Origin of the sequence: Streptomyces sp. H39-C1, from assembly GCF_027158125.1 — a bacterium.
GTDB lineage: Bacteria > Actinomycetota > Actinomycetes > Streptomycetales > Streptomycetaceae > Actinacidiphila > Actinacidiphila fildesensis.
Window position 1 is genome coordinate 1 of record NZ_JAPVLS010000054.1, and the last position, 12147, is coordinate 12147.

Sequence of the window (12147 nt, forward strand, 5' to 3'; positions counted from 1 at the left end):
GCGTATGTGAACGCCACGATCCGGCTGATGCGGGTCAGCTATGTGATCGACCGGATCACCCGGGAGTCGTTCCGGGTGCTGGGGGCGTATCCGCTGCGGTCCCCCGAGGGGGCGCTGCCGCTGCCGGCGGAGGTCTCGGTGATCACGCACCGGGGGCGGGCGGGAGTGCTGCGGGACGTGAACATCGCGCGGCTGTCGCGGATCGCGCGGCGGGGCGGGACGGTGCTGCGGCTGGTACCGCGGATCGGGGACTTCGTGGTGCCGGGGACGCCGCTGCTGACGGTGCACGGCCCGAGCGAGGGCAGGCTGCCGGTGCGGCTGCTGCGGTCCGCGGTGTCGGTGGGGGTGGAGCGAACGTTCCACCAGGATCTGGGGTTCGGGCTGCGGCAGCTGGCGGACATCGGGCTGCGGGCGCTGTCGTCGGCCATCAACGAGCCGACGACGGCCGTGCAGTGTCTGGACCGGATCGTGCAGTTCCTGGCGGCGGTGGCGGACCGGCCGCTGGGCGCGGTGCACCACACCGACCGTTCGGGGACGGTCCGGCTGGTGCAGGACCTGCCGTCCTGGGGTGATCTGGTGGATCTGGGGTTCACCGAGATCCGGCTGTGCGCGACCACCAGCCCGCAGGTCACCCGGCGGCTGCTGGCCGGTCTCGACGATCTGCTGCTGCTCGCGCCGCCGGACCGGCGCAGGCCGCTGGAGCGGCATCGCGCGCTGGTGGAGCAGTCCGTGGAGCGTGAGGTGCCGGACGCCGCGGACCGTGAGTTCGCGCTGCTCGCCGACCACCAGGGCATCGGGTGACCTGCCCCGGTGGTGACGGCACTCGCCGTCACCACCGGGAACGGCCGGGGATCAGCTGGGCTGCAGCCGGTAGTCCGGGAAGTTGCCGGGCAGCCGCTCGTCGGCCGCCCCCTCGGTGACGGCGCGGACCAGCAGTTCGCCGCCGACGAAGGCACCGCGCCAGGAGGCGCCGAAGCCGCCGAAGAGCTCTTCGCGGTCACCGCGCGAACGCGGCTTGCTGTGACCGACCTTGAACGCCCTGATCTGCGGGGCGAGCCGGTCGAAGGCGCCCTGGTCGTCGGTGGCCAGGGTCGCCACGAGCGCGCCGTTGCTGGCGTTCATCGCGGCCAGCAGCTCGGCCTCGGTGTCGACCAGGACGAGGGTGTCGACCGGGCCGAACGGTTCCGCGTGGTGCAGCGGAGAGGTCGAGGGCGGGTTGAGCAGGGTGACCGGCGGCAGGTACGCGGAGGTGTCCTGACCGGGCAGGAAGCGGCCCTCGGCGAGGGAGCCGTGGTGCAGCGGGACCGCGCCGCGGCTGATGGCCTCGGAGACGAGGTCGCCGAGTTCCTTGGCCTTGGCCGCGTTGATCAGCGGCCCGAAGTCCAGCTCGGGCAGGTCGTCGTCGGGGTGCTCGACGGCCAGCGGGTGGCCGAAGGTGACGGCCTGGACGCCCGGCAGGTACGCGGTCAGGAACTGGTCGAACGTCTCGCGCTGCACGACGAACCGCGGGTAGGCGGTGCAGCGCTGCTTGGCGTAGTCGAAGGTCTTGCGGATGTGCCCGGTCAGGGTGGGCCAGTCGGTGTAGTTCCACACACCCCAGGCGTTGAGGCCCTCCTGCTCCAGGATGTGCCGCTTGCCGAGGTCGGCGACGAAGGCGGCGACCCGGCCGCCCGCGTCGCGGCCGCCGACGAAGGAGACACAGCCGATCTCCGGGGCCCTGACCAGCGCCTCGGACAGCTCGCCGCCACTGCCGCTGACCAGCGTGACGGGCAGGCCCTCGCGGGCGGCCAGCGCGGTGGCGAGGGTGAGACAGGCGAGACCACCGTCGGTGGGGGTCTTGGCGATGACGGCGTTGCCGGCCAGCGCCTGCACCAGCATCGCGTGGACCAGGACGCTCATCGGGTAGTTCCAGCTGGCGATGTTGCTGACCGGCCCGGGCAGCGGGGTCCGGCCCTCGACCATCCGGTCGATCTCGCCGACGTACCAGCGCACGCCGTCGATGGCCCGGTCCACGTCCGCCTGGGCGAGCCGCCAGGGCTTGCCGATCTCCCAGACGAGCAGCAGCGCGAGGAGTTCACGGTGCTCGGTGAGCGCGTCCAGGGTGGCGCTCACCCGCGCCTTGCGGTCGGCGAGCGGCACCTCCCGCCACGCCCGGTGCTGATCGAGCGACGCCCGTACCGCCAGATGGGCGCTGGCCGCGTCCAACCGGGGGAGGGCGGCGAGGGGAGAACCGTCGACGGGCGAGGTGGTCGGCAGCAGCCGGCCGTCCGCCTGCCAGCGGCCGTTCCAGTAGTTGAGTACGCGATCGTCGTGGAAGGCCTCCGGGGCGACCTCGACGCAACGCCGCCAGGCGTCGGACCAAGCCGTGCCGGGCTTGAGGATGAGGGTCATCAGTTCTCCGCTCGTTCGGGGCGGATCTCGCGCAGAGCACCACCGCGCGTGTAGACGAAGCCGCGCACCACATCGGTATGGGGCAGCTCTTGGTTGTCACGGAGCCGGATCAGACACGCCCGTAGATCATCGGCGGGATCACCGAGAGCCGCACAGTCCTCGTGGTGCGCCAGCAGGATTTCACTGGTCCCGCCTACAGTCTGGCTCAAGCGCAGCGAGTGGAGGGTGTCGTCATTGACGCATCCGCCCGCATTGCGGATGACATGGGCGTCGCCAGGCCGCAGTCCGAACATCGTCCCGACGCCCAGGCGGGCGTCCATGCACGCGACGATAGCGACCCGGGTTCTGGGAAGCTTCGACTTCGGGTCAAGTGGGGTGAGCGCCACACCGAGGGCGGCTCTGCGCGACAGCAGGCCGTCGATGCGGTTCATCCGAGCAGGCCGCGGACGAGCCGCGCCGTTTCCGACGGGGTCCTGCCGACCTGGACACCTGCGGCCTCCAGGGCCTCTTTCTTCGCCTGGGCGGTGCCCGACGAACCGGAGACGATGGCGCCGGCGTGGCCCATGGTCCTGCCCTCGGGCGCCGTGAAGCCGGCGACGTAGCCGCCGACCGGCTTCGTCACGTGCGCCTTGATGTACTCGGCGGCGCGCTCCCCCGCAGTTCGGCGTGATCTGGGCCGGGAGCACGCACAGCGAGTGGCTCTTCCTGGTCTTCGCCTTCCTGTCGGGCTTCGGCGGCGGGGCGTTCTACCCGGTGTTCGCGGCGCTGACCCCGGACTACTTCGGGGAGAACGACAACGCCTCCAACAACGGGCTGTTCCACAGCGGGCAGCTGGTCAGCGGAGTGTTCGGTGGTGGTCATTTCACGGCCGCGGTGACCGCGATGATCCCCACTCCGATCGCGACCTCGCCGGTGCCCGCCAGGAAGGCGGCAGGCCAGCTCCGGCCGCCGCGGCGGCCGGTCAGCACACCCCAGCCCAGCAGCCTCGCGGCGTTCACCACGAGCGCTGCGTACACCGCCGTGTACGCGGTCAGCGGTGTGCCGGCGGCGAGCAGCAGCAGCGCGGCCGTGGGCAGGACGGACGCGAGCAGGGGCCACTCCCCCGCCAGCCCGGTGACCAGGTCGTAGAGGACCCGGCGGGGCGGACGGCCCGGTGTTCCCACGCTGTGCACATGGGCGTGCATGGCCGCTGCCGCCAGCGCGGTCATGACGATCCACAGGGCGTCGTCGACCGGGTGCGGGTCGAGCCGGGTGTCCATGACGATCAGCAGCGCGCTGGCCAGGATGGTGCCGTAGACGCCGCCCGCCTGCCGGTTCCGGCGCCCGCCCAAGGGGACGGTGCGTGCCCGGTGCCGCCCCCTGGCCCGGCGGGGGGCCGCCGCGACTGCCTGGTACCCCAGCATGTGGTCATCTCCGTCCGGTCGGCGTCGAAAGCCCAGCCTGGACGGTTTGTCCCGTTCCGGCCTCGTACTTTCGGACGATTTCCGGGACGGGGAGCAGCGGGGAATGTCCAGGAGCGACCGGTCAGACCTCGGTGGTCCCGTCGCTCTCGGCGGAGCGGCCGGCGATCACTTTGTGGTGGCGCACGACCTCGCCGATGATGAAGTTCAGCATCTTCTCGGCGAAGGCCGGGTCCAGCCGGGCGTCCTCGGCCAGCTTGCGCAGCCGGGCGATCTGGGCGGCCTCGCGGGCCGGGTCGGCCGGCGGCAGGTCGTGGGCGGCCTTCAGCTCGCCCACCTGCTGGGTGCACTTGAACCGCTCGGCGAGCAGGTGCACCAGGGCCGCGTCGAGATTGTCGATACTCCCGCGCAGATACAGCAGTCGCGTCCTGACGTCCTCGTCGGCGACGAAGGCGCCCGCGGCGGTCGGCTGCTCGCTCATGTCTTCTCTCGCGTTCCTGGGTCAGGCCGTGTCGGGGCGCTGGTGGTACGAGGTGCGGGTGTGCTCGGTGTGGACGCGCATGACGTGCTGGGCGCGGACCTCGTCGCGGGCGGCGATCGCGTCTATCAACTCGCGGTGCTCGTGCCAGGACTGGATGCCGCGGGTGCGCGCGATGGGGGTGTAGTACCAGCGGACCCGGCGGTCGACCTGAGCCGCTAGCTCGGCCAGTACGGCGTTGCCCGCGAGGGTCATAACGTAGGCGTGGAACGCGGCGTTGGCGGCGGCGACGGCGTCGACCTCGTCGTCCGCCACCGCCTGCTCGCCCTCCTCGCACAGCTCGACGAGTCGGGTGAGCCCCTTGGCCGGGGCGTTGGCCGCGGCGAGCCGCGCCGCCTCGGTCTCCAGGAGGGCGCGGACGACCAGCAGTTGGTCTGCCTCGTCCTCGGTGGGCTCGTGCACGAAGGCGCCCTGGGCGGGGCGCAGGTTCACCCAGCCCTCGGTGTTGAGCCGCTGCAGCGCCTCGCGTACGGGCTGCCGGGAGACGCCGAGGTGGCTGGCGAGTTCGGTCTCGACGAGGTGCTGGCCGGGGCGCAGGGTGCGGGCGGTGATGAGTTCGAGCAGGGCGTCGTACACGCGCTCGCGCAGCGGGCCGGGGCGTTCCAGCTTGGGTACCGCCCCCTGCGGCAGTCCTGTGGACAGCATCGCCCCACCCTCCTGAGCGGCTCGCACCTGACGTACGGGCCCGGCGAATTGGTTTTCGTCTACAGTCTACTGAGTACATCCTGTGGATGCGGGGAACCCGCGGTGACGCTCTCCACCTCGGCGATTCCGCCCCCACCTACCGTGGCAGCGGGAGCAGTTCGACGCGTCCGGCCCCTGCATCGTCCGTCGGCGGCAGAACCGCGAGGGCGTCTGCGGCGGCCGCGCCCCAGAGGAGCCCGGGGCGGTCGTGGCCGACGGGGGTCGCGCGGCCTGAGACGACGGTGACCGGCAGCAGCCGGGTCTCGTGCGGGCGCCGGCGGACGGGAGCGGTGAGCACCCCGTGCTCGGGCGGCCGCGGGATGCGGCCGTCGGGCAGGTACGTGGGCTGTTCCGCGATGCCGCCGAGCCAGTCGACGTGCCCGGGCAGGAGCGGGCCGAGCGCGTCGCGGACCCGGCCGGCCGGCGGGATTCCGTGCCGGACCACCTCGTCCCCGGTCACCAGCAGGGGGACGCGCGGCCTGCGGTGCACGGTGGGGTGTCGCAGCCGACGCTCGCGGCGAGGCCCAGCGCGGCCGGGATGACGAGCGTTCCGGCCGGGAGCACTTCGCGGCCCTCGGCACACTCCTCGCCGCGGCGCCGGATGTGCCGGCCCGGCTCGGCCGCAGCCGCTCACCGACTCGCCGGTCCGCCGCGCCCGCTCGTACGGCAGGACGGCGGTCGTACCGGGCAGCACCTGGGCGCCGGTCGCGATCTCGACGGGACGCGTGCGGCGAGCAGTGGCAGAACTCCTTCGCGATCGCGGTCGCAGGCCGCGGCTTCGACTCCCACATCGCGGTCGAGCACGAGGCGCCGCTCACCGAATCGGCCTGTGTGTACTGCGGCAACTGCATCGAGGTCTGCTCCACCGGGGCGCTCTCCTTCAGGACCGAATTCGACATGCGCGCGGCCGGCACCTGGGACGAGGAGTCCCGGACCGAGGCGACGACGATCTGCGCCTACTGCGGGGTGGGGTGCAATCCGACCCTTCACGTCCAGGAGAACGAGATGGTCAAGGTGACCTCGCCGCACGACAACCCGGTCACCCATGGCAACCTCTGTATCAAGGGCCGATTCGGCTTCCAGCATGTACAGAACCGGGACTGATCAGCTATGGGACGGGTCACCGAGCGCCGCCGCGTACTCCGCATCAGGGACGGCGTCGCAGGACACCGCGCCGACACCCTGGTGGCGGAGGAGCCACTGGAGATCCGGCTGAACGGCAAGGCGCTGGCCATCACCATGCGCACCCCGGGCGACGACTTCGCACTCGCCGTGGGGTTCCTGGCGAGTGAGGGCGTCATCGGTCGGGCCGACGAGATCGCGAACATCGTGTACTGCGCGGGTGCGACGGTGGACGGCTCGAACACCTACAACATCGTCGACGTCCGGCTCGCCGAGGGCGTGACCGTCCCCGACATCACGTTGGAGCGGAACGTCTACACCACGTCCTCGTGCGGCCTGTGCGGCAAGGCCAGCCTGGACGCCGTGCGCACCAACGCCCTCTGGAAGATCGACGACACTCCCCCGGTCCGTATCGGCACGGATCTGCTGGCTGTCCTCCCCGACCGGCTCAGGGCCGCCCAGCAGGTCTTCGAGCGGACCGGGGGGCTGCACGCGGCGGCGCTCTTCACGGCGGACGGGGAGATGGTGGACGTCCGGGAGGACGTCGGCCGGCACAACGCCGTCGACAAGCTCGTCGGCCGGGCCCTGCAGCAGGATCTGCTGCCGCTCTCCGAGTCGATCCTGCTGGTCTCCGGCCGGGCGTCCTTCGAGCTGGCCCAGAAGGCGGTGATGGCCGGTATCCCGGTGCTGGCCGCGGTCTCCGCGCCGTCGTCGCTGGCGGTGGACCTGGCGGCCGAGTCGGGGCTGACCCTCGTCGGGTTCCTGCGCGGCTCCTCCATGAACGTGTACTCGGGTGAGCACCGGATCATCCTGCGGACCGCGGCCGACGGAAGCTGAGGCCGTCCGCGCACACGGGCGGGGACCGGCCGGCGGGGTGCGCCCCCTGCGCCGGCCGGTCCCCGCCGCACCGTAGGGCTGTCGTACGCTGCGCGGTGTGACAGACCGTGAGACTGATCAGGGGTACGAATTCGACCGCGGGACCGCTGTGGTGGCGCGGTCCGGGGAGCCGTCCGTCTTCGATGCCGAGCTCGACGGCGGCTGGCGGATCGGCAAGGGGATCAACGGCGGCCTGCTGCTGGCGCTCGCGGCCCGCGCCCTGGCCACCGAACTCGGCGGCGGGGAGGACGGGCACAGCGACCCGTTCTCCATCACTGCCTACTACCTTTCCACGTCGACCGCGGGTCCGGCGGAACTGCGCACCGAGACCCTGCGGCGCGGCCGCACCGTCTCCACGGGCACCGTCTCGCTGCTGCAGGGCGGCGAGGAGCGGCTGCGGGCCATCGCCACGTACGGCGATCTGGACCGCCACGCGGCCGGCGACATCCGCACTACCGCCACTCCCCCGAACCTTCCGCCGCCCGAGAAGTGCGTCGGCGCCGAACTGGCGCCGCCGTCCTTCGTCGAGCAGGCGGAGCTGCTCAGCCGGCTCGATCTGCGACTCGACCCGGACACCGTCGGCTGGGCGATGGGCGCACCGTCCGGCCGGGGCGTCATCCGGGGCTGGCTGCGGATGCCGGACGGGCGCGAGCCCGACCCGCTGCTGCTGCTTCTGGCAGCGGACGCGCTGCCCCCGACCAGCTTCGACCTGGGCATCGGCGGCTGGGCCCCGACCCTGGAACTGACCGTGCACGTACGGGCGAAGCCCGCCCCGGGCTGGCTGCGCATCGTCCACTCGACGCGCAACTTCGCGGACGGCTACATGGAGGAGGACGCCGAAGTGTGGGACTCCTCGGGGCGGTTGGTCGCCCAGTCCAGACAACTCGCCCGCGTCCGCACCCAGCGCTAGGGGATCCGGTGTTCACGCTGAGCGTGGTGCTGACGGCCCTGCTGCTGTGCGAGGTCGTCCCCTCCGCGGTCGTCGCGCTGTTCCGTGCGAGAGTCGGCCTCGCCCGGCTCGATGAACTGACCCGGCTGGGTGTGCTCCAGGGGCGGTTCCTGTGGGTCGTGTCCCTGCTGGGTGTGCTGCATCTGTTCGCCACGGTCGCGGTGATCATCGGCCTGTGGGTTCCGGCGCTCGGGGTGGCGGGCGCCGCCGTCGAAGTGGGCATCTTCGGCTGGGTGCTGTCGCGTCAGCTCCGGGCGGGCGACCGGGGGCGCGCGCTGGGCGCGTATCTGCTCTTCCTGGCGATGGCCCTGGCGGTGCTGGTCGTGAACCTCCTGCGCTGACCGCGCGGGCTCCTACGACGGATCGGGCCCACTCGAATGTGACATCTCCAGGGGACGGGTCACGGCGACCGGAACCTGAACCTGATCGGCGGTCCGCCGCGCCCAGCGTTTGGCGATCACCGCGCAGACCATCAGCTGCATCTGGTGGAAGAGCATCAGCGGCAGGATCGTCAGGCCCGCCTGCGCGCCGAACAGCACGGTGGCCATCGGCAGTCCCGACGCCAGGCTCTTCTTCGATCCGGCGAAGACGATGGTGACGCGGTCCGCGCGGTCGAAGCCGAGCCGGCGGGCGCCGTACGACGTCAGGGCTCGCATCACCGCGAGGAGCACGGCCTCCACGACGAGCAGTTCCAGCAGCCGCACGGGAGTGACCTGGTGCCAGATGCCCTGGGCCATCCCCGCGCTGAACGCCGTGTAGACGACCAGCAGGATCGAACCCCGGTCGACGTGGCCGAGGGCCTTCTTGTGCCGGGTCAGGAAGCCGGTGGTCCAGCGGCGCAGCAACTGCCCGGCGAGGAACGGCGCGAGGAGCCGCAGTACGAGGTCGAGCACCGAGTCCGCCGAGACCCCGCCACCGCCACCGAGCAGCAGAGCGGCCAGCAGCGGGGTCAGGAAGACGCCGATGAGGCTGGAGAACGAGCCCGCGCAGATGGCGGCGGCCACGTTGCCACGGGCGATGGAGGTGAAGGCGATCGACGACTGGATGGTGGAGGGAAGCAGGCACAGGAAGAGCAGCCCGGTGTACAGCTGCGGCGACAGGGCGAACGGAACGAGGCCGCGGGCGGCCAGTCCGAGCAGCGGGAAGACCGCGAAGGTGCAGGCGAGCACGGTCAGGTGCAGGCGCCAGTGCTTGAGGCCGTCGAGGGCCTCGCGGGTCGACAGCCGGGCGCCGTAGAGGAAGAAGAGGAGCGCCACCGCCGCATCGGTCGCGCCGCCCGCGGCGGTGGCGGCGCCGCCGGTGGCGGGCAGCAGCGCTGCGAGCAGGACGGTGCCGAGGAGTGCCGCGATGAACGGATCGACCGGGAGCCAGGCGGGGTAAGTGGGGCGGCGCATTGCTCCTGCTTCGTGGGGCGGCCCGCGCCCTCGGGGCGGGCGGGTTGCCTCTCCAGCCTCCTCCTGATCATGGCGATCGGGAATCCCTCTGGCCACTCTGACTGTTATCACGTTCCGCGATAACCTGGCGGAGTGTACGACCCCGCGCAGTTGAAGACATTCCTGACCGTCGCGCAGACCCTGAGCTTCACGCAGGCCGCCCGGCGGCTGGGCCTGCGGCAGTCCACCGTGAGCCAGCAGGTGCGGCGGCTGGAGGAGGCCACCGGGCGCCGGCTCTTCTCCCGCGACACCCACAGCGTCGGCCTGACCGAGGACGGCGAGGCCATGCTCGGCTTCGCCCGCACCATCCTGGAGGCGAACGAACGGGCCGCCGGCTGGTTCGCGGGCACCCGGCTGCGCGGGCGGCTGCGCTTCGGCGTCTCGGAGGATCTGGCGACGCCGCGGCTGCCGGAGATCCTGGAGCGGTTCCGCGGTGACCACCCCGAGGTGGACCTCGAACTGACCGTGGAGCTCTCCGGCACCCTGCGCGAGCGGCTGGGGGCCGGCCATCTGGACCTGGTGCTCGCCAAGCGGCTCGGCGAGGGCGGGCCGGGGCAGCTCGTCTGGCGCGACAAGCTGGTGTGGATCGCCGCCGAGGGCCGGCGGCTGCGGCTGGATCCCGACCGGCCGGTGCCGCTGATCGTCTATCCGCCGCCCGGCATCACGCGGGCCCGCGCCCTGGACGTCCTCGGCCGGCAGGGCCGCGCCTGGCGGATCACCTGCACCAGCCGCTCCCTGAGCGGGCTGACCGCCGCGGCCCTCGCGGGGCTCGGCGTGATGGTGCACGCCCAGGGGCTCATCCCGCCGGGCCTGGCCCCCGTCCCGGCCCGGGCGGGCCTGCCGGAGCTCGGCGGCGTCGAGTTCGTCCTGCTGCACGGCCGGCGCCGCGGTTCTGCCCCGGACGCGGCCGACGCCGCGGACGCACTCGCCGCCGCGATCCTGGCGGCGGGCGACCGGCTGCACCGGGCCGTGTGAGCTCTTCAGGCCGGGAGGACGGCCGACTCAGCGCCGCCGCTCCCCGTACGCCCAGGTGCTTGACGCGGCGCAGCGTGGGCGCGGTCTCGACGTGCTGGACGCCGTCGAGCGCTCCGATCTTCTTGCTGAGCGGTAGAGGTGCGCGGTGTCGCGGCACAGGGCGGCGGCGAAGAGGTTCGACGAGCCGGTGGTCGCGCAGGCGAAGGCGACCTCGCTGTGCTCGGAGAGCGCCTGGCCGACGGCGGACAGGGCGGAGGGCCGCACGGTGAGCCAGAGCACGGCGTGCGCTCGTCACGGCCGCGCTGGGCGGCAGGTTCCTGCACGGCGCCCCGTACCGGCTGGTGATCGGGATCGGGCTGGTGCTGATCGGGCTGGGCGCGTTCGGCCAGAGCCCGCTGGACGCCGCCTCAGGCTGGGCCTCGCTCAGCGCCGTGCTGCTCCTCGTGAAGACCCCCGCGGCCCGGCCCGTGGTGCCCGCTCCGGCGGGCGAGGGAGCGGCTTACGGGACGGAATCGGGGTCCCTCCCCGCTCCGGCTTCCGCTGTAGAGCGGCGGTAACCGGTTGGCGCAGATTTGGTGGAGATCGGCGGGGCCGGACAACCTTCGGGGGTCCGGCCCTCGGTCGTACTCCCTTGCGACAACCGGGAACCAGTGCCCTACCAGCACAGATGTCCGAAAGTACTGGTGCGGACCAAGCCCTCCCGCCCGGTCGGCGGATCAGGTAGCTTACGGGCCGCCCGCCGGACAGGCCCAGCGGCTCGAGGAGCACCAGTTGCGCGAGTTCACCGTTCCCCCGATGGCCACGGCGCCCCAGGTCGGAGGACTGGCGGACGCGGTGTTCAACAACGCTGCCGACCACCCGGACCAGGTGGTGCTCGGCCGCAGGGTGGACGGGCACTGGCAGGACGTGACCGCGCTCGAGTTCCGCGACGAGGTCGTGGCCGTCGCGAAGGGCCTGCTCGCCAACGGGGTGCGCTTCGGCGACCGCGTCGCGATCATGTCCCGCACCCGCTACGAGTGGACCGTCTTCGACTTCGCGCTGTGGACCATCGGCGCCCAGCCGGTCCCCGTATACCCGACGTCCTCCCTCGACCAGGTGCGCTGGATGCTGCACGACTCGGGCGCGGTCGCCTGCGTCGTGGAGCACGAGGACCACGCGATGACGATCGGTGCCGCCGTCGACGAGCTGCCGCAGCTGAGCCGGCTGTGGCAGCTCGACGCCGGCTGTGTCGAGGAGCTCGCCGCGGCGGGCACCCACATCGGCGACGAGGTGATCGACCGGCACCGGCTCGCGGTCACCCCGGACGCGACGGCCACCATCATCTACACCTCGGGCACCACCGGCCGGCCCAAGGGCTGCGTCCTGAGCCACGGCAACTTCATGGCCGAGGCGGACAACGTGGTGGCCCGCTGGGAGACGGTCTTCGCGAACAAGCCGGGCGAGGAGCCGTCCACCCTGCTCTTCCTGCCGCTCGCGCACGTCTTCGGGCGGATGGTGGAGGTGGCGTGCGTCCGGCACCGGATCCGGCTCGGGCACCAGCCGAGCATGACCGCCGCCGACCTGCTGCCGGACCTGGCCGTCTTCCGGCCGACGTTCGTCCTGGCCGTCCCCTACGTCTTCGAGAAGGTCTTCCAGGCGGCGCGCCGCAAGGCGGAGGCGGACGGCAAGCTCGGCCCGTTCGACAAGTCGGTGGAGATCGCCGTGCGGTACGCGGAGGCCGTGGAGGCCAAGGCGTTCGGCACCGGCCACGGCCCGAGCGCGTCTCGCACCTTGCTGAAG

16 protein-coding genes and 3 pseudogenes are annotated in these 12147 nt (G+C 72.3%); 9 read left to right on the forward strand and 10 right to left on the reverse strand.

Annotation, left to right across the window (positions count from 1 at the left end; genetic code table 11):
* Positions 1–801 (forward strand): DUF2254 family protein (locus O3W51_RS30025; protein ID WP_269287775.1); only part of this gene is annotated, 801 nt, incomplete at its 5' end.
* Positions 802–852: 51 nt separating this feature from the next.
* On the opposite strand, the gene O3W51_RS30030 is transcribed toward O3W51_RS30025, so the two are convergent.
* The 3 genes and pseudogenes from O3W51_RS30030 to O3W51_RS30040 form a co-directional block, all read right to left on the reverse strand.
* Positions 853–2391, reverse strand: a complete 1539-nt coding sequence (locus O3W51_RS30030) for an aldehyde dehydrogenase family protein (protein WP_269287776.1) — start codon at positions 2389–2391, stop codon at positions 853–855.
* Positions 2391–2822 (reverse strand): carbonic anhydrase, encoded by a 432-nt coding sequence (locus tag O3W51_RS30035; protein ID WP_138355730.1) that lies wholly within the window; start codon positions 2820–2822, stop codon positions 2391–2393. Before O3W51_RS30035 ends, O3W51_RS30030 begins: the two co-directional genes overlap by 1 nt.
* Positions 2819–3049 (reverse strand): annotated as a pseudogene (locus tag O3W51_RS30040) (succinate--CoA ligase subunit alpha); the annotation flags it as partial. The gene O3W51_RS30035 and the pseudogene O3W51_RS30040, both read right to left, overlap by 4 nt.
* Between O3W51_RS30040 and O3W51_RS30045 the strand changes: the two are divergent.
* A pseudogene (locus tag O3W51_RS30045) lies at positions 3049–3253 on the forward strand (MFS transporter); the annotation flags it as partial. The pseudogenes O3W51_RS30040 and O3W51_RS30045 sit on opposite strands and share 1 nt — an antisense overlap.
* Here the strand turns inward: O3W51_RS30045 and O3W51_RS30050 are convergent.
* The 5 genes from O3W51_RS30050 to O3W51_RS30070 all read right to left on the reverse strand — a co-directional run bounded on the left by O3W51_RS30050 (position 3249) and on the right by O3W51_RS30070 (position 5616).
* Positions 3249–3794, reverse strand: coding sequence for a hypothetical protein (locus tag O3W51_RS30050; protein ID WP_269287777.1), 546 nt, complete (start codon positions 3792–3794; stop codon positions 3249–3251). The pseudogene O3W51_RS30045 and the gene O3W51_RS30050 sit on opposite strands and share 5 nt — an antisense overlap.
* Before the next feature lie 121 nt (positions 3795–3915).
* Positions 3916–4272, reverse strand: a complete 357-nt coding sequence (locus tag O3W51_RS30055) for a chorismate mutase (RefSeq protein WP_138355728.1) — start codon at positions 4270–4272, stop codon at positions 3916–3918.
* Positions 4273–4293: 21 nt separating this feature from the next.
* Positions 4294–4974, reverse strand: coding sequence for a GntR family transcriptional regulator (locus O3W51_RS30060; protein WP_138355727.1), 681 nt, complete (start codon positions 4972–4974; stop codon positions 4294–4296).
* 136 nt (positions 4975–5110) lie between these two features.
* Positions 5111–5503, reverse strand: a complete 393-nt coding sequence (locus O3W51_RS30065) for a hypothetical protein (protein WP_244809510.1) — start codon at positions 5501–5503, stop codon at positions 5111–5113.
* Positions 5470–5616 (reverse strand): hypothetical protein, encoded by a 147-nt coding sequence (locus tag O3W51_RS30070; RefSeq protein ID WP_244809891.1) that lies wholly within the window; start codon positions 5614–5616, stop codon positions 5470–5472. The genes O3W51_RS30065 and O3W51_RS30070 overlap by 34 nt, the downstream gene beginning before the upstream one ends.
* 117 nt (positions 5617–5733) lie before the next feature.
* Here O3W51_RS30070 and O3W51_RS30075 point away from each other — a divergent pair.
* The 4 genes and pseudogenes from O3W51_RS30075 to O3W51_RS30090 form a co-directional block, all read left to right on the forward strand.
* Positions 5734–6117: pseudogene (locus O3W51_RS30075) on the forward strand (4Fe-4S binding protein); the annotation flags it as partial.
* Positions 6118–6123: 6 nt separating this feature from the next.
* A complete protein-coding gene (fdhD, locus tag O3W51_RS30080; protein WP_138355726.1) occupies positions 6124–6972 on the forward strand; it encodes a formate dehydrogenase accessory sulfurtransferase FdhD in 849 nt (282 codons plus the stop codon).
* Between the two features lie 97 nt (positions 6973–7069).
* A complete protein-coding gene (locus tag O3W51_RS30085; RefSeq protein WP_198358124.1) occupies positions 7070–7921 on the forward strand; it encodes a thioesterase family protein in 852 nt (283 codons plus the stop codon).
* Between the two features lie 8 nt (positions 7922–7929).
* Complete coding sequence (locus O3W51_RS30090) at positions 7930–8301, forward strand: DoxX family protein (protein WP_138355724.1); 372 nt, start codon at positions 7930–7932, stop codon at positions 8299–8301.
* Between the two features lie 12 nt (positions 8302–8313).
* Here the strand turns inward: O3W51_RS30090 and O3W51_RS30095 are convergent, their stop codons facing one another.
* Positions 8314–9354, reverse strand: coding sequence for a bile acid:sodium symporter family protein (locus O3W51_RS30095; protein ID WP_138355723.1), 1041 nt, complete (start codon positions 9352–9354; stop codon positions 8314–8316).
* 132 nt (positions 9355–9486) lie between these two features.
* Here O3W51_RS30095 and O3W51_RS30100 point away from each other — a divergent pair, with 132 nt between their 5' ends.
* On the forward strand, positions 9487–10368 hold the full coding sequence (locus tag O3W51_RS30100) for a LysR substrate-binding domain-containing protein (RefSeq protein WP_138355722.1): 882 nt from the start codon (positions 9487–9489) through the stop codon (positions 10366–10368).
* Between the two features lie 27 nt (positions 10369–10395).
* Here O3W51_RS30100 and O3W51_RS30105 read toward each other — a convergent pair whose 3' ends face one another.
* Positions 10396–10647 (reverse strand): Lrp/AsnC ligand binding domain-containing protein, encoded by a 252-nt coding sequence (locus O3W51_RS30105; RefSeq protein WP_269287778.1) that lies wholly within the window; start codon positions 10645–10647, stop codon positions 10396–10398.
* A 62-nt stretch (positions 10648–10709) separates the two neighbouring features.
* On the opposite strand from O3W51_RS30105, the gene O3W51_RS30110 reads away from it, so the two are divergent.
* Together O3W51_RS30110 and O3W51_RS30115 are read left to right on the forward strand one after the other, a co-directional pair.
* Positions 10710–10925 (forward strand): hypothetical protein, encoded by a 216-nt coding sequence (locus tag O3W51_RS30110; RefSeq protein WP_269287779.1) that lies wholly within the window; start codon positions 10710–10712, stop codon positions 10923–10925.
* 214 nt (positions 10926–11139) lie between these two features.
* A partial coding sequence (locus tag O3W51_RS30115; protein WP_269287780.1) for an AMP-binding protein occupies positions 11140–12147 on the forward strand: 1008 nt, incomplete at its 3' end.